10 protein-coding genes and 1 riboswitch are annotated in these 16,461 nt (G+C 69.7%); of the genes, 1 reads left to right on the top strand and 9 read right to left on the bottom strand.

The genetic code is table 11. The features are described 5' to 3' along the window. Nucleotides 1-106: 106 nt before the first annotated feature. From ABZ857_RS13575 to ABZ857_RS13555, 5 genes are all read right to left on the bottom strand, one after another. On the bottom strand, nucleotides 107-409 hold the full coding sequence (locus ABZ857_RS13575; RefSeq protein WP_357042372.1) for an STAS domain-containing protein: 303 nt from the start codon (nucleotides 407-409) through the stop codon (nucleotides 107-109). Beyond that, complete coding sequence (locus ABZ857_RS13570) at nucleotides 409-4,656, bottom strand: SpoIIE family protein phosphatase (protein ID WP_357042369.1); 4,248 nt, start codon at nucleotides 4,654-4,656, stop codon at nucleotides 409-411. Before ABZ857_RS13570 ends, ABZ857_RS13575 begins: the two co-directional genes overlap by 1 nt. A gap of 204 nt (nucleotides 4,657-4,860) precedes the next feature. Then, complete coding sequence (locus ABZ857_RS13565) at nucleotides 4,861-5,781, bottom strand: hypothetical protein (protein WP_357042367.1); 921 nt, start codon at nucleotides 5,779-5,781, stop codon at nucleotides 4,861-4,863. Next, the gene (locus ABZ857_RS13560) at nucleotides 5,778-6,164 is read right to left on the bottom strand and encodes a hypothetical protein (protein ID WP_357042364.1); all 387 of its coding nucleotides are present in this window, start codon (nucleotides 6,162-6,164) and stop codon (nucleotides 5,778-5,780) included. The genes ABZ857_RS13565 and ABZ857_RS13560 overlap by 4 nt, the downstream gene beginning before the upstream one ends. 9 nt (nucleotides 6,165-6,173) lie before the next feature. After that, entirely contained in the window at nucleotides 6,174-9,434 is a 3,261-nt protein-coding gene (locus ABZ857_RS13555; RefSeq protein WP_357042361.1) for a CHAT domain-containing protein, read from the bottom strand. 40 nt (nucleotides 9,435-9,474) lie between these two features. Here ABZ857_RS13555 and ABZ857_RS13550 point away from each other — a divergent pair, with 40 nt between their 5' ends. Beyond that, a complete protein-coding gene (locus ABZ857_RS13550) occupies nucleotides 9,475-10,041 on the top strand; it encodes a hypothetical protein (protein WP_357042358.1) in 567 nt (188 codons plus the stop codon). 103 nt (nucleotides 10,042-10,144) lie between these two features. On the opposite strand, the gene ABZ857_RS13545 is transcribed toward ABZ857_RS13550, so the two are convergent. From ABZ857_RS13545 to ABZ857_RS13530, 4 genes are all read right to left on the bottom strand, one after another. After that, nucleotides 10,145-11,164, bottom strand: a complete 1,020-nt coding sequence (locus tag ABZ857_RS13545) for a ribonucleotide-diphosphate reductase subunit beta (protein WP_357042355.1) — start codon at nucleotides 11,162-11,164, stop codon at nucleotides 10,145-10,147. 46 nt (nucleotides 11,165-11,210) lie between these two features. Beyond that, nucleotides 11,211-13,655, bottom strand: a complete 2,445-nt coding sequence (locus ABZ857_RS13540; RefSeq protein ID WP_357042352.1) for a ribonucleoside-diphosphate reductase subunit alpha — start codon at nucleotides 13,653-13,655, stop codon at nucleotides 11,211-11,213. A 131-nt stretch (nucleotides 13,656-13,786) separates the two neighbouring features. Then, a riboswitch (cobalamin riboswitch) is annotated at nucleotides 13,787-14,011 on the bottom strand. Between the two features lie 283 nt (nucleotides 14,012-14,294). Then, entirely contained in the window at nucleotides 14,295-15,272 is a 978-nt protein-coding gene (locus tag ABZ857_RS13535; RefSeq protein WP_357042349.1) for an L-threonylcarbamoyladenylate synthase, read from the bottom strand. A gap of 403 nt (nucleotides 15,273-15,675) precedes the next feature. Beyond that, entirely contained in the window at nucleotides 15,676-16,383 is a 708-nt protein-coding gene (locus ABZ857_RS13530) for a hypothetical protein (protein ID WP_357042348.1), read from the bottom strand. Between the last annotated feature and the right edge of the window lie 78 nt (nucleotides 16,384-16,461).

The following is a 16,461-nucleotide window of genomic DNA, read 5'->3' as shown; positions in this document are numbered from 1 at the left end:
CGCCACTTGATAGTCAACTATCACATGACTCGCGTAAAGAGATCAACGCAAACGAGAGCAAAATCTCAGTTGGGGCCACCCGCCCTGGGACCACGCCGAAACGGCCCTACCGGACGCCGGGGTCGCCGTCGTGGACGGTCGCGAGGTCCGCGAGCCCGGAGATCTCCAGAACGGGGGTCAGCAGGGGGTTGGCGATGAGGGTGATGTGGTCGGCATGGGCGAACAGGACGCTCAGGCCCGCGCTGTCGAGGTATTCGACGGAGGTCAGGTCGAGGACGACGGGCCCCGAGGTGCTTTCCAGAGCCGCCGCGAGGGCGTCGGTGTTGCTCATGTCGATCTCACCGGCGACGGTCAGGAGAGCGGCGCCGTCCGGTCGGACCCCAGGGGTGAGGGTCAGGGGCGTGGTCATCAGGCGATCCTCATCTGCATGTCGACGGTGGTGCCGTACGGGCCGGGGGTGATGGTGACCTGCTGCATCATGGCGCGCATGAGCGCGACGCCGCGGCCGCGGTGGGCGTTCGCCTCGGGCTCGGGGGACTTCCAGCGGCCGGTGTCCGCGACGGTGAGGCGCAGGTTGCCGGCGGACGCCTCGGCCCGCAGCCGGACGATGTCACCGGGGGTGTGACGGTGGCCGTGTTCGATCGCGTTCGCGCACGCCTCACCGGCGGCGACCAGGATGTTCTGCACGATCTGGGTCGGCAGGTCGCACTGGCCGAGCCAGCTCCGCAGCGCCTTGCGGACGGGCGCGAGCTGCGACGACTCGGCGGGGAAGGTCACCTCCAGGGGGGCCGGGTGCCGGTAGAGCAGCAGAGCGACGTCGTCGTCGTAGCCGTCGGCGGGCGCCAGGCGGATCATCACCTGCGTGGCGAGGTCGTCGACGGCGACGTTCCTGCCGTCCTGTACGGCCTGGCTGGCCTGGTCGATGCCCGAATACAGCGGGCGGCGGCGGCGCTCGACCAGGCCGTCCGTGTACAGCATGAGCGTGGCACGCGCGGGAATGACCGTCTCGCTCTCCGGCCGGGTCGCTCCCGGGCGTACGGCCAGCGGAACGGAACGTCCGCCGTCGAGCAGGCCCGTGCTGCCGTCGGGGTGGGCGAGGATCCCGGGCGGATGTCCGGCGCTGGAGTACGACAGGTGCCCGGTTTCCGGGTCGAGGACGGCGCAGAAGACGGTGGTGCACTTGGCGCCGGGGACGCCGGCGGCGAACTGGTCCAGGGCCATGAGCACGCGGGCCGGGCTGTCGTCCTGCAGCAGCAGCGCACGGCACGCGCTGCGCAGTTGTCCCATGACGGCGGCGGCCTCCACCCCGCGCCCGACGCAGTCGCCGACGACGATGCCGATGCGTCCGCCGGGCAGGGCGATGGTGTCGTACCAGTCGCCGCCGACTTCCAGCGGCCGGGTGGCGGGCTCGTAGCGTACGGCGAACCCCTCGGGAAGCTGGGCGGGGCCGAGAATGGCGCGCTGCAACGCGATCGCGGTCTCGCGCTGCTGGTCGATCTGGTGGGCGCGGACCAGTCCCTGGGCGAGACGCCCGGCCAGCAGCGACAGCAGCAGCTGGTCCTCACCGGTGAAGGGCCGGTGGTCGCCCATGTCGACCCACAGGGCCAGCTGGCCCTCGGGGTGCTCAAGCAGGACGCCGACCCCGTTGCGGTCCGCGACCGGGGTGAGCAGAGGCCGCTGCAGCAGATCGGTGAGCGTACGGCGACGTTCGCCGGGCAGCCCGTGCCAGGTCACCGACGGGTCGGTGGCGGTCAGGGCCGGTTCGTCTCCCTGACCGAAGACGGCGGCCAGCACGGACCGGGCGCGCCACAGGTCCCGCAGTTCCCGCAGGGCGCCGGTCAGCGCGTCGGACAGGCTCCCTGCCTGGGACAGGACGGTGCTCAGCGAGGCGAGGGCGCTCTCGCGCTGGATGGCGTAGTGCTCGGCGGTGACGTCGCGGAAGGTGCCGACGACGACATGGCGCCCGGTGTCGGGATCCTGCGCCTGGTTGAAGGTGACGCTGATCCACAACTGGTGCCCGTCCCGGTGGGTGACGGGGATGGTGTAGCTGCCCTGGCCGGGACCGAGAAGGCCGCCGAAGGCCTCGGCGACCTGCTGGTAGGCCTCGGGATCGGTGGCGGCGTCCGGCCACCACGGGTGGATCGGCGTGTAGGGCAGGTTCTCGGGGCCGTAGCCGAGGATGTCGGTGAAGGCGCCGTTGATCTCGACGACGGCGCCCTGCTCGTCGCAGACGAAGAACGCCTCCTGCAGCGAGTCCACCAGTGCGGTGCGCCAGCGCGCCTGGTGCTGGCGCAGGCGCGCCATGTCCATGTTCGCCCGCACCCGCGCGAGCAGCTCCGCGGCGGCGAAGGGCTTGACCAGGTAGTCGTCGGCGCCGGCCTGCAGGCCCTCGATGGACGCCTCCTGGCCCGCCCGGGCCGACAGCAGCACCACGGGCACGGCGGCGGTGCGTGGATCGGACCGCAGCGCCGCGACCAGGGACAGGCCGTCCAGGCGCGGCATCATCACGTCGCTGACCACGAGGTCGGGGGCGTCCTCGCGGATTGCGTCCAGGGCCTCCATCCCGTCGCCTGCCGTGCTGACGAGATAGCCGGCGCCCTTGAGGAGACGGACGAGATACTCGCGCATGTCGGCGTTGTCGTCGGCGACCAGCACACGCGCCGGCGCGGCGGAGCCCCCGGAGCGGGCGGCGGTGCCCTCGCGGGACGGCATCTCCATGGTGTCCCCGGCGGGCTCGCCGCCGTCGTCCGCCGGCAGCCAGCGCAGGGCCTCTTCGACGTACGGGTCGGCGGTGGTGGAGGTGGCACCGGTGCCGGCCGTCGTGATCGCCTCCGCGGGCAGGTGCGCGGAGCCGTACGGCAGGCGGATGGTGAAGCGGGTGCCCTCGCCCTCGGTGCTGTCGGCGATGATGGTGCCGCCGTGCAGGCCGACCAGCTCCTGCACGAGGGCCAGCCCGATGCCGCTTCCCTCGTTGGACCGCGAGCGGGCGTTCTCGATGCGGTGGAACCGCTCGAACAGCCGCGGCACCTCGTCGGCCGGGACACCGATGCCCGTGTCGGTGACGGTCACCACCGCGTGGGCGTCCTCCCTGTGCACGGTGACGCCGATCGAGCCCTCGAAGGTGAACTTCAACGCGTTGCTGAGCAGGTTGAGCACCACCTTCTCCCACATGCCGCGGTCGACGTAGACCGGCTCGTCCTGGGGAGGGCAGTCGACCCGGAACTCCAGGCCCGCCTTGTCGATGGCGGAACGGAAGAGGCTGGCCAGCTCGGCGGTCACCGTGGCCAGGTCGACCGGCTCGTAGCCGGCCTGCATCCGGCCGGCCTCGATGCGGGAGAAGTCCAGCAGGGTGTTGACCAGCTTGCCCAGCCGCAGCCCGTTGCGGCGGATGACCTCCAGCTCCTCGCGCACCTGGGCGTCGGCTCCCTGCAGGCGGCCGCGCAGTTCGTCCACAGGCCCCATGATCAGGGTCAGCGGCGTCCGGAACTCGTGACTGATATTGGAGAAGAAGACGGTCTTCGCGCGGTCGAGCTCGGCCAGCTCCTCCGCCCGCCGCTGCTGGGCCTGGTAGCTGCGGGCGCTCGCGACGCCCGCCGCGACGTGCCCCGCGGCCAGCTCGACGAACCCGCGGTACGCCTCGTCCAGGGGGCGGTACCGGTTCAGCGCGGCCACCAGGAACCCGTACGGCGCGCTGCCCTGCTGGAGCAGCGGCACCACCAGCGCCTGCGTGGGCGGCTCCGGCCAGTCTCCCGCAGGGAGATCGGCGAACGGGGCCCGGTCGAGCGGAACAGGGTCGAGCGGAACAGGGTCAAGCGGAACAGGGTCAAGCGGAACAGGGTCAAGCGGAACAGGGCCGAGCGGCACGATCACCGGCTCTCCCCGAGCCGGCGCCGCGGTGGGCCACACCGCGTCCGGGTCGCCGACCCGCAGCGTGAGGGGAGCGGCCGGATGCCCGCCGGCGATCCCGGTCACCCCTGCCAGCCGCGCGTCGCCGCCGTCCTCGAACAGATAGGTCAGCGTGAACGGAAGGTCCCGAAGGTTGCGGCCGAGCTGCCGGCAGGCGAAAGCCAGCATCTCCTGCTCGGTGCGGACCACGCTGGGATCGGAGCCGAGATCCCGCAGGGTCGCCATCCGCCGCTCGCCGATGACCCGCTCGGTTTCCTCACTGACGACGCACAGCATGCCGACCACCGCGCCGGAGTCGTCGCGGAGCGGGCTGTAGGAGAACGTGTGGTAGGTCTCCTCCGGGTAGCCGGCCCGTTCGAGGAACAGCAGGAGCGCCTCGTCCCAGGTCGCCTTCCCGGTGGCCAGCACGGCGTCGATCCGGGGGCCGATGTCGTCCCAGATCTCCGCCCAGACCTCGCTGGCGGGCCGGCCCAACGCCCACGGGTATTTCCGGCCCAGCGTGTCGCGGCGGTAGGCGGCGTTGCAGAAGAACGTCAGCTCCGGCCCCCACGCCAGCCACATGGAGAACCGGGACGACAGCAGGATGCTCACCGCCGTCCGCAGGCTCTGCGGCCACTCCTCCGGCGGCCCGAGCGGGGTCGCCCGCCAGTCCACCGACGCCAGATCACCGCCGACCTCGTCGTCGGCGGCGAACACCCCGGCTCCGGGCGCTGCCGGCGGTCCCTGCTCGGCGTCCTCACAGCGCGTCACTTGACACCCTTTCGTTCGCGCCGAGGCCGGCCGGCCCGGTCGGACTCCGTACCGTGCCGTTGCCACCCGGCGGGCCCCACACGGGTTCGGGGGAGGTCGGTGACAGGTGCGCAGCAGGATACTCCTGGCAGGCGAACCCGGATGAACCGTACGGCCGCGCCTGCTTGTCCGGCGGGCTCCCGCCCGGCGTCAGCCAGCCGGGAGCTAATGCGCATCCCGTGCCTGTCCGGTTTCGCTCTCGGAGCTCCACGCGCCCGGATAATCGGGGTCCCAGCGGCTCTTCCTGAGGAGGCTGGTCAGTGAGCGGCCGGTGAGGGGCACGGCCTGACGAGCTGGGGCCAACCGGTCGCTCAGGTCGCCGACGTACAGGTCGACGATCGCCTCCACCAGGTCCGCCAGCGTGGCGGCGGCCATCCGCGCGCGCGACCACGCGGTCGCGAACAGAAGGCCCGCGATGACCGCGCCAGGCCACCACCACACGGCCAGCAACAGGTAGAGCGACGACCAGCCCGTCAGGCGTGCGGCGGCGTTCAGCGAGTCCCGCGCGGCTTGCACCGCGGTCCGGCTCTCCTCAGGAACGATTAACCACAGGTGCGGCCAGCAGGAGTCCAGATCGAGCCCGTAGGCCTCGGCGACGCGCACGCGCGGAACGCGCAGGCGATCGCCGATCCAGGTGGGTCTGGCGGGCTGCAGCAGGCAGATGCGGTCGGCCATGGCGATGGCCCGGGCGGCGGCGTCCGCCGTGCCGGCCGACTCGACCCGTCGTACGGCCCGTTCGAACCGCCGGCGTCGCAGCGTCACCAGCCATCGGGCAGGGGCACGGGCTCCCTGAAGGGCCCACAGACGCTCCACCGCGTGCCCGAGGCCGCTCGCGGCCAGCCCGACGGCGACCGCGCCGACCGTGCACGCCACCATGATCACTACGAGGCCGCCGAACGAACGCGTCGCCGGGTCGGTGGACCAGACGGTCACCTGTCGCCCCAGCACTGCCGGATCGAGGGCGTGACGATGTCCCAGCGTCCATGACGTGACCGCGGCCGCCAGAAACAGCAGACCGGGCAGGGCCAGGAGGGCCACCCAGCGTTCGGCGACCTTCTTGCCGATCTCGGCGAGAAAGCCGCTCACGATGTCAACGGCCGAGCGACGAGCTCATCACCCGTGGCACCGCACACAGGTGCGGCCTGGCCGCGACGGACCAGTCCGTAGCCCGCACAGCGCGAAATCGGACAGCTCCACCACTGCGCGCCGCGCGCCGCGCTCGCCGCACCTGGTAATGGCCCGTACCCGCGCTGGGCGTACGGATAGAACCCATACCCGTCGGCCTCCGCGAACAGCCGGTTCAGCTCGTCCAGTTCACTTTCCGGATATGGGTCATGTTCGTCACGTAAGGCTTCCCGAAGCCGTTCGAGCAGTTTCCCTCCTCCGGCGGCGCACGCCTGTTGCGTGAATTCCGGATCGCCGAGCTCTCGGCACAGGGCGGCCAGCTTCTCCGGCAAACCGATGCTCATGATCACTCCTTACGCGCCCATGTGAATATGCGCGGCCCACAGGGTTGGGGACCGGGGGTAACGCTCTCGCATCGCTCGTGTCGCCCGATGCAGGCAGAGTCCGGCTCGGGTCGCGTCGGGCCCGTTCGACGCGAGATCCTCGTACACCTCGCCGGCGATGTCGGCGGCGGCCGCGTCGTCGATCTTCCACAACGTGCCCACGACATGCGGGTATCCCGCCATCTGGAATGCCGTGACGGCGTGCAGGCACTCGTCGGCCAGCTCCGCGACCGTGATCGCGGTGTCGCAGGCCGACAGGTAGGCGAATGCGCGTCTCTCCAGTCGCAGTCGCGAGATCTCCAGCACGGTGAGTGGCCGCCACGCGTGGTCGTGGAGCAGCAGCAGGCTACCGGAGGGGTCGGCCGGATCGTTGGCGGCGTGACAGGCGAAGTGCACCCAGTCGCTCGCCGCCAGGCGGGAAACCACGGCGTCGTGGGTGGCCTCCTCGCCGACCAAACTGTCTGTGTCCGGGAAGAGTCTGGCGATCTCGTCGAGCTCCCGCCGGGCACCCTCCAGATCGGAGGCCTCCGGCGTGCGCGGCATCGCGACCACCAGCATCTTCGGACGCCCGGCCACGTGTCGCGCGGCCCTGGCCCGAGCATGTAGGAGCCCCCGTACGGTCGCGGTGTAGGAGGAGACAACCCGATCGATCACGGTACGGCGTCCCGCACCAGGCTCGTCGAGATGATGGCCCGCGGCGTGCAGCGGGAAGTAGGCAAGTGCTCCGCAAGGCACCCACCAGATGCGACGTCGATCATTGCCCTCGCCCGGGCCACCGAAGACCCCGAGACCTCGCAGCACCGGTCCGGTGATCGTGTCCCAGAGCCAGGCCAGTGTGGTGTGCATGACCTGCTCGGCCCGCCGGCGGTCACGTCGGGCGTACCTTTTCCTGTCCAGCGCTTCCTGCATTTCGGCGAGCCGGTCGTGTGTCTCCGCCAGGGTCAGGTCGGGAAGCTCCTGAACCTGCACCCCCTCGCTGGTCAGGATCAACGCATCACACCGATACTCACTGACGTTGACGATGACGATCGGCCCCTCATGCGCCTCTTCGAGGAGCCGGGCCGTCTCCAGCGGCAACAGGAACCGCTCCAGGCCGGGCAGCGCCCGGATCCGCGCGACCAGCGCGTCCAGTTCCTCGGCCAGTTCTCGCCGCACGTCATGGGCTCCGGGCGTGACATTCCCGGTTCCCTCACCGGCCCTTTCGTAAGCGCCTTCGTCGGCGTCGAGGCGACCGCACAGGTAGGTGAACCTTTCCGCGAGATCGGCATCCCTCTCCCGCAGATCAGTCAGGTCGGTACGCGCGTCCATCGACTGCGCGAGCAACACGCCCCGACCTGTTTCGAGCAACTCGACCGCCTCCTCGGCCCGCCCGGCCGCTACGGCACAGGCCGCCGCGTCCCCGGCGAGTTTCGCGTACTCGGCCATCCAATGGCTCGCGTCGGCGCGGTGGAGACCACGAGCCGCCAGGCGCGGCAGCAGCTTGACGGCGAGGGCGTACGCGTCGGCCGCACGCTCGGTCTGGCCGAGAAGCATGCCCAGCCGCCCTGCCGATTTGCCCGCCTCCACCCGGATCGCAGGCCGGGCGTCTTCCGTCGTAGCGGCGGCTTCCAGCAGTCCGATCGCCTCCTCTACCTGCCGATCGTCACCGGCGATCTGCCCTCGCTTGCGCAACGCCGCAGCAAGATTGAATTGGCAGAGCGCGCGGTAGGGAGCGTGATCCGAAACCTCGGCGAGGGCGCGGCGACCGGCCGCGACGGCCTCCTCCAGAGCAGCCGTATCCCCCGTCCCATCGAAATAGGCGGTCAGGGCTCCGGTCATGTTCGCCAGGGCCGCCACTCGAGACCGCCCCGAGGCCACGTCGGCCGCCAGCCGCTGGCAGCCGATCGCCTGGCGCAGGATCTGGAGATCGCCACTGTGCACCGCCTTGGCGCGCAAGGCGGCGGCGAGGTTGTTCAGGAACAATCCCCGGTTGGGATGCCCTTCCGGAATCGTCTCCGCCGCCGCACGCCCGAACGCGATCGCTTCGTCCAAGGCGGCAACGTCGCCCGTCCGGGTGAAGAGCTCTGCGAGCTTTACCGCGAGACCCGACTGGTGCATCGCCGTGTCGGGGTGACCCCGCGGCACGCCCGCGACCACCACACGTCCGACTTCGATGGCCTCCTGAAGCGCGCGCAGGTCTCCGGTCTGCTTGAACTGCGTCTCCAGCATGAGCCCGACGCTGTAGAGGCACGATTGCCACAGCGGGCTCCGAGGCGGCGCGATGTCGGCCGCCCTGTACGCCGCGGCGATCGCCCGGTTCAGCAGGGGCCGGCTTCCCGTTCGCTCGAACTGGGCGCGGAGCGCGTTGCTGTGGTTGACGAGGACGCCTGCGAGCGCCGGCAGGTCCTTCGGCATGGTGTCGACGGCCTCGGAGCTCATCCTGACGGCCTCGTCGAGCGATGCCGGGTCGCCGCCGCGGTCGTACAGGAGGCGCAGACAGGTGCCCAGACCGTCGAGGAGGACGGGTCGCAAGCTGTCACCTTCCCGGGTGACGCTCAGCGCCTGGCGAAAGGCGTCGACGGCCTGTTCGAGCGGTCGGAGCTCGTCTGTCCGCTCATACCGCGCTCGCAGGCTGAGGGCGAGGCCGTTCAGGCTCATCACCCTCTCGTCGGCCGTGCGCGCTTCCGTAGCCGCCAGAGTGCCGACCTGGATGGCCTCTTCCAGCGTGGCCAGGTCCCCCGTGTGTTCGAAGAGGTCGTGCAGAGCGGAGGCCAGGAAGCACAGGTGACTCACCCTCTCGGGTTGTCCTGAGCAGGTGCCGTTCACGACGTTGCGTCCAGCGCTCACCGCCAGCCGCAGGATGTGTGGGTTACCCCGATTCTCGAGCCATGATCCGAACAGGAGGACGAGACGCCGCCAGTTCGTGTCGGATTCGTCCGGCATCAGGACGCTCGGCGGGAGTACCGCCAGGACCGAGTCAGGCAGGGGCAGCCGGGATCGGGACTCGTTGAGCGCGAACAGCAGCGGGAGTGCGATGTCGAGCTCTCCCTTTGCCCGCTCATCGGCGAACAGCTCGGCACGGCGCCAATGCAGCAGGCCGACCAGGTAACAGCTCTCGGGGATGTCACGGGGATCGGTGGTGCAGGAAAACAGCTCCTCCGCCTCGTTCAGCGCCATGGGGTCCAAGAGGCCATATGGGCCGACGTCGCCGGCGAGCCTCGAGCGCAGAGCGCTTACCCACTTGTCGCGCATTTCCCCATTCTCCCACCGGCAAGTGTGGAATACTCAGGAAATGCCCGACATTGCGGAACAGTTACCCGCCGCCCTTCTCCAGGCGGCGGACGCTCATATTCGAGCGGATGGCACCTGCCCTCGTCCGCAGGTGCACATTCTGGCAGAGGATCTGGAAGCCGCCTATCTCGGGTATGTGGTGTGCCGTCGCTTCTACCGAGGCGCGGACGCCGCCTCCGCGCTGGCAGGCCTCGGTGTGCTCCCGTCCGTTATCAAAGCCACCCGATTGTTCGTGCTCTGGGAAGAGTTCGACCTGCGCACCGCTCTCGAGATCCAGGGGGAACACACCGCCCCAGGCATCGTCATCCTCGACGCGCGATTCGGCGGGCATACCCTTCATTGGCATCCGATCGACGTCCAGCTGAGGCCAGTGAACAGCGGACAAGAACCCGCCATCGTCGTCCGGTGGAACACTCCGGCCAGTTATGAGAACGTCCCTCTCCCTCCGCCTGTCGAAAGCCTCCTCCAGGTGTGGCGGGAACTGCGGGATGACGATCTCGAGCGCACAGCCATACAACTCCAGCAGGCTGGATACGAAATCAACTGGGCCACGCCTCTGCGGAAGTAGAAGGAATTGACGTCGTCTGCGACCACGGCGGCCCCGCTCCCCGTGAACCCGGCCGGCGCAGGGAGCGGAGCCCCGCCACTTGGCGTCGCGCGCCTTGAGGCGATCAGAAGTCGGCGTCGAAGCTGACCGTGCCGGTCACACCCACCTGGTAGGCCGACACCCGCCGCTCGAAGAAGTTCGACAGCTCCTGGACGTCCTGCAACTCCATGAAGGCGAACGGGTTCTTCGCCCCGTACAGCGGGGGGATGTCCAGCTGGGCCAGCCGGCGATCGGCGACGTGCTCCAGGTAGGCTCGCATGTCGGCGATCGACATGCCGGGCACTCCGCCGCCGAGCAGGTCCTCGGCGAACTGCACCTCGCACTCCACCGCCTCGGCGAGCATCTCGCGGACCTGGTTCGCCATCTCCTCGTCGAACAGCCCCGGCTCCTCCTGGCGGACCGTCTCCACCACGTCGAAGGCGAAGGCCATGTGCATGGACTCGTCGCGGAACACCCAGTTGGTGCCCGAGGCGAGCCCGTTGAGCAGGCCGCGCGAGCGCAGGAAGTACACGTAGGCGAAGGCCCCGTAGAAGAACAGGCCCTCGATGCACGCGGCGAAGCAGATCAGGTTGAGCAGGAAGGCCCGCCGGTCCTCCCGGGTGCGCAGCTCGCGCAGCTCGAAGACCGAGTCGATCCAGCGGAAGCAGAAGTCGGCCTTGCGCCGGATGGAGGGGATGTTCTCGACCGCCGCGAACGCCGCGAACCGCTCGTCCTCGTCGGGTACGTACGTGTCCAGCAGGTTCAGGTAGAACTGGACGTGGACGGCCTCCTCGAACAGCTGCCGGGACAGGTAGAGGCGGGCCTCGGGTGCGTTGACGTGCTGGTAGAGGTTGAGCACCAGGTTGTTGGCCACGATCGTGTCGCCGGTGGCGAAGAAGGCGACCAGGCGGCTGACCAGGTGCCGCTCGGCGGGGGAGAGCCGGTCCAGGTCCTTGAGGTCGGAGTGCAGGTCCACCTCCTCCACCGTCCAAGTGTTCTTGATCGCGTCCCGGAAGCGGTCGAAGAAGCGGGGGTAGCGCATCGGCCTCAGCGTGAGGCTCATTCCCGGGTCGAGCAGCATCGGAGCCTCGGGGGCAGTGGTCATGACTGTCGCCTTTCGAGTAACGCTTGGGGGTTTGGGAGCCGCGTGCTCATTGGCACGCTTCGCACGACTCCGGGTTCTCCAGGGAGCAGGCGAGCGCCTCAGCGGTCATCGCCGCCTTCTCGGAGACCGTTCGCTCCGGCTGCGCCTTCTGCGGCGCGAGGGACACCGTCGCCTGCTGGATCCGCGTAGCCGGGCGCGATCGCAGGTAGTAGGTGGTCTTCAGGCCGCTCTTCCAGGCGTAGAGGTACATCGAGGAGAGCTTGTCGATGGTCGGTGCGCTCATGAACAGGTTGAGCGACTGGCTCTGGTCGATGTACGGCGCCCGCGCGGCGGCCATGTCGATCAGCGCCCGTTGGGGCAGCTCCCAGGCTGTGCGGAACAGTTCCCGCAGCTCCGCCGGGAGTTCCTCGATTCCCTGGACCGAGCCCTCGGCCCGCTTGATGGCGGTCCTGATCTCCTCGTTCCACAGGCCGCGCGCCTTCAGCTCCGCCACCAGCGCGCTGTTGATCTGGAGGAACTCGCCGCTGAGGGTCTCGCGCTTGAAGAGGTTGGACACCTGGGGCTCGATGCACTCGTAGCACCCGGCGATGGACGCGATGGTCGCGGTGGGCGCGATCGCGACGAGCAGGGAGTTGCGCAGCCCGTGCTCGGCGATCCGCTCACGAAGCGCCGTCCAGCGCTCGTCCTGGGTGCCGGTGACCTTCCACAGGTCGGGTTGCAGGAGCCCGCGGGCGGCCCGGGTCTGCTGGAAGGCCGGATGAGGGCCCGCCTTCGCGGCCAGGTCGGCCGAGGTCTCCAACGCCGTCAGATAGATCTCCTCGGCGATGCGGGTGGACAGTTCCTTCGCCTCGGGGGAGTCGAACGGCATCCGAAGCGCGAAGAAGACGTCCTGGAGGCCCATCACGCCGAGGCCGACCGGGCGCCAGCGGGGGTTGCTGGCCGCGGCCTGCGGGCTCGGGTAGTAGTTGATGTCGATGACGCGGTCGAGGAAGGTGACCGCGGTGCGCACGGTGGCGCGCAGCCGCTCCCAGTCCATCTCGCTTCCGGCAGGGTGCGTGGCGAGGTGCGCGGCGAGGTTGACCGAGCCGAGGTTGCACACGGCGGTCTCCGTGTCGCCGGACACCTCGATGATCTCCGTGCACAGGTTGGACAGGTGCACCACGTTGCCGGGCTCGGCGGTCTGGTTGCACAGCCGGTTGGACGCGTCTTTGAAGGCCATCCAGCCGTTGCCGGTCTGGGCCAGCGTGCGCATCATCCTGGCGTACAGGTCCCTGGCCTTGACCTGCCGGACGTACCGGCCGGCGGCCTCGGCGGCGCGGTAGGCGGCGTCGAAGTCCTCGCCCCACAGGTCGGGCAGCTCCGGGACCTCGTTCGGGTCGAACAGCGACCACATCGCGTCGGCCTCGACCCGGCGCATGAACTCGTCCGGGATCCAGTTGGCGAGGTTGAGGTTGTGGGTGCGGCGGGCGTCCTCGCCGGTGTTGTCGCGCAGTTCGAGGAACTCCTCGATGTCGGGGTGCCAGGTCTCCAGATAGACACAGGCCGCGCCCTTGCGGCGGCCACCCTGGTTGACGGCGGCCACCGACGCGTCGAGGGTGCGCAGCCACGGCACGATGCCGTTGGAGTGCCCGTTGGTGCCCCGGATGAGCGCCCCCCGCGAACGGACCCGCGACCAGGAGATGCCGATCCCTCCGGCGAACTTCGACAGCTGCGCCACCTGCGCGTACCGCTCGTAGATCGAGCCCAGTTCGTCGCGGGGAGAGTCGACCAGGTAGCAGGAGGACATCTGGGTGTGCCGGGTCCCCGAGTTGAACAGCGTCGGCGAGCTGGGGAGATAGGCCAGCGACGACATCAGCCGGTAGAACCCGATCGCCTCGGCCGGTGTGGTCGCCAGGCCGCACGCCACGCGCAGCAGCCAGTACTGCGGGGTCTCCAGCACCAGCCGGGTGGAAGGGTGGCGCAGCAGGTAACGGTCGTACACCGTGCGCAGGCCGAAGTATTCGAACCGGAGGTCGCCTCTCGGGTCGATCGCGTCGTCGAGCTTGCGGGCGTTCGCGGCGACGAAGCCGGCCGTGGCGTCGCCGATCAGCCCCTGCGCGTGCCCGAGCCGGATCGCCTGGCTGAAGGAGGCCACTCCCTGGCCGCGGACCTCCTTGTCGATGTACCCGGCCAGCAGCCTGGCGGCCAGGCGTGAGTACTGCGGCTCCTCGCCGATCATCTCCGCCGCGGTCTGGATCGACAGCCGATCCAGCTCGGCGGTGGTGGCCCCGTCGTACAGGCCGCTGATCGTCTTGGTCGCCACGCGGAGCGGATCGATGTCGGTGAGATCGTCCGCCCAGCGCTCCACCGCTCGGACGATCTTGTTGACGTCGACCGGCTCGCTCGCCCCGTTGCGCTTGCGTACGTGCATCTGCACCCGTCGCGGCATGGACACCTGCCGCTCGGCGTCCACCGACGACACCCCGTCCGGTGACACCCCTGTGACCGTCACAGCCTCTCCTCGCGAACTCGGTCCCAAGGCCCGAGGCACCGCGCAGGAGGCATCCCGGCGAGCACGCGAAAGCGGTCCGCCAGAGCCATCAGCCGTCCCGCGCGGCCTCCGACCGGCCGCGTACCCATTCATCCAGTACGCGGCGCGCTGGCAGGTCTTCGGACTCGTGGGCGGCGCGGCATGTCGCCGCGTTGCCTACTGGTTGTCGCTTCCCAGATCGCCGGTAGGCCGGATCCAGTGCGTGTGACAACGGTCGTTCCCACTCACCGCTGCGGGGCAGTCCCGGACTCGCACCGGGTTCCCTCTTGCCTCGGCCGTCCTGGATGGACGGCCGAACCAGCTGCAGCGACCACCATATATAGGGGGCGAGGAAAAGTCACACCCAACATGTCGCGTCACAGGGGTTACGCGCCCTTTGTGTGCCCGGCGAAAACAGCCGTTCCTCAGCGGGCGCGGGACAGGGCGCGAGGGCGCCGGTGCTCCGGCTCAGCTCGCGTGCGAAGGCGGTGAAGCTTCTCGGTCACCACCCGGTGGTCAGGGTGGAGAGCTCACCCGGGCGTTTCCGTTCGGCCGTCTTGTGCAAGCGGGGCCGGACGCGCATCAGGTGTCGGCAGGAACATCGACCGGCGCGGGCGCCGGTCACTCGGACGGCCGGGGCCCCGCGGCGCGGCGGAGCCGGTTGGCGATCGCCAGCCCCAGCCCCTCCTCCACCGGCAAGGACGCGACGATGAGGTCGCACCCCCGCTGGTCGAGCTCGCGCAGGAACCCGTACAGCCCGCGCGCGTAGGCGGCCATCGAACCGGGGACCGCCACCACGGCATGCGCCTTCACCTGAGCGTCGCCATAGGAAGGGGGAAGAAAGACACCCACCCGGTGCCCCAGCTCCTGCGCGAGCTCCGCTTCGACGACGACCTTCTCGGGCTCGACGAGGACGACCCGCGCACGCGGCGCGTAGTGTGACGGATGCTGGCCCGGCACCCGAATGCGGCTCGTCGAGTGGACCGCGAGCGTGCCCCCCAGCACCGCTTCGAGGTCCTCCCGCGTCACCCCGCCGGGCCGAAGGACGCTCGGGGTGTCGCCTGTGGCGTCGACGATGGTCGACTCGACGCCGACCTCGCAGGGGCCGCCGTCCAGCACGAAGTCGACGGCATCACCGAGCTCCGTACGGACGTGGTTCGCCGTCGTGGGGCTGACCGAGCCGAAGCGGTTGGCGGACGGGGCCGCGACACCTCCGCCGAAGGCCGACAGCAGCGCGAGCGCGACGGGGTGGTCGGGCACGCGCACGGCCACCGTCTCCAGGCCACCGGTCGCTTCGAGGGGCACCCGGCGACCGCGCCGCAGGACCAGCGTGAGTGGCCCAGGCCAGAAGCGTTCGGCCAACAGGCGCGCGGTCACGGGCACGTCCTCGACCCAGTCGCCCAGGTGCTCCGCGCCGCCGATATGGATGATCAGGGGATGGGAGGGCGGGCGCCCCTTGACCTGGAAGACGCGCGCGACGGCGGCGGGATCCTCGGCGTTGGCGCCCAGACCGTAGACGGTTTCGGTCGGGAAGGCCACCAGACCTCCGGCGCGCAGCACAGCGGCCGCCTTCTCGATGTCACTGGTTCTTGCCGTCACCCTCGCAATCCTCTCACTGTCCCACTCCCCACACTCCGCGGTCTCGCCGGCGCCTGGCAAGCGACCAGGGCCGACGGCACGCGTGAGCCCGGACGCACGAAAGCCGTCACAGCGGCACCGGGGGAACGCCGCCAGGACGCCCCCGGCCCAGCGTAGAACCCGCAGGCCCTACCCTGGTTCACCAGTCCCCCGCGATGATCATGTCGGCGGTTGAGCGGCGGTTCGAGGTGGGTTCGATGACCGCACTGGATCTCCAGGATGGCGACCTGGGCGGCATCGTGGCCTGGTACTCGACCCACCACGTCCCAACGGAGCCGCCGAGCGGGCGCGGGCCGCGAGGCGGCGTTCGCCGTGTGGCTCTCAGCCCTCGCCGGTCTGGGGGCCGATGGATATCGCTTGCCGGTTACCGGGTCGCGGTCGCTGCGTTTCGGATCCAGCTGCGGAACTCGACCGCCAGGTGTTCGCAGTGCCCCTCGATCATCGAGTCCGGCGCGGCGGACGGGTAGATGATGCGCACCACGACGTCCGCGCCGGTATCGGTGTCCCGTGCCTGGTGCAGGGCGTACGCGAAAGGCGTGCCGTCATCGAGGCTCAGCAGGGCATTCATCAGCGTCGCCGGATAGGACGGGTCGAGGTATTCAGCGACCAGCGGGGGCAGTTCGCGGGCCACCGCCACCTTGAACCGAGTGAGGTGACCCCCGATCGTCTCCACCATCCCACCCGTGTAGTTCGGCGGCTCGACGTAGTGCTCGGGGTGAGCGTTGAGGAGCAACGCCTTGTCCTGGAAGCGGCCGGTGGCGGTCTGCGACTGGAACCAGTTGGCCAGGTCTGTGCCGCTGAGTCCGCGTACGGTGAATTCGGTGCGCGACTCACGGTAGGTGCCGTCCGAAGCCTCGATGATCTCCTTGTGGAAGCGATCGCCGGCGTCGATCTGCTCGGCAAGGAGGTCCATCATCACCTGCCCACCGGCCACCGTCTTCAGGTTCCTCAGGGCTCGCCGTGCGGCCTTCAACTCCCACTGATCCACCGTCGACTCATCGAACGTGCGGCCCATTGTGTGTACGTCGACCGTCACCGAGGTAGACGGCTGCACATCGGCAGTGGTGCCCATTGCATCCCCTCTCATGATGCGAGTAGCTGCACCAGTACTGTCGGGATGACTGGCGCAGGAGGCGTGTTTGCCCATGTC

The sequence above is a fragment of the Microbispora sp. NPDC046933 genome, from assembly GCF_040644635.1.
Classification (GTDB): Bacteria; Actinomycetota; Actinomycetes; order Streptosporangiales; family Streptosporangiaceae; genus Microbispora.
This window is presented reverse-complemented; position numbering and strand designations above follow the sequence as displayed.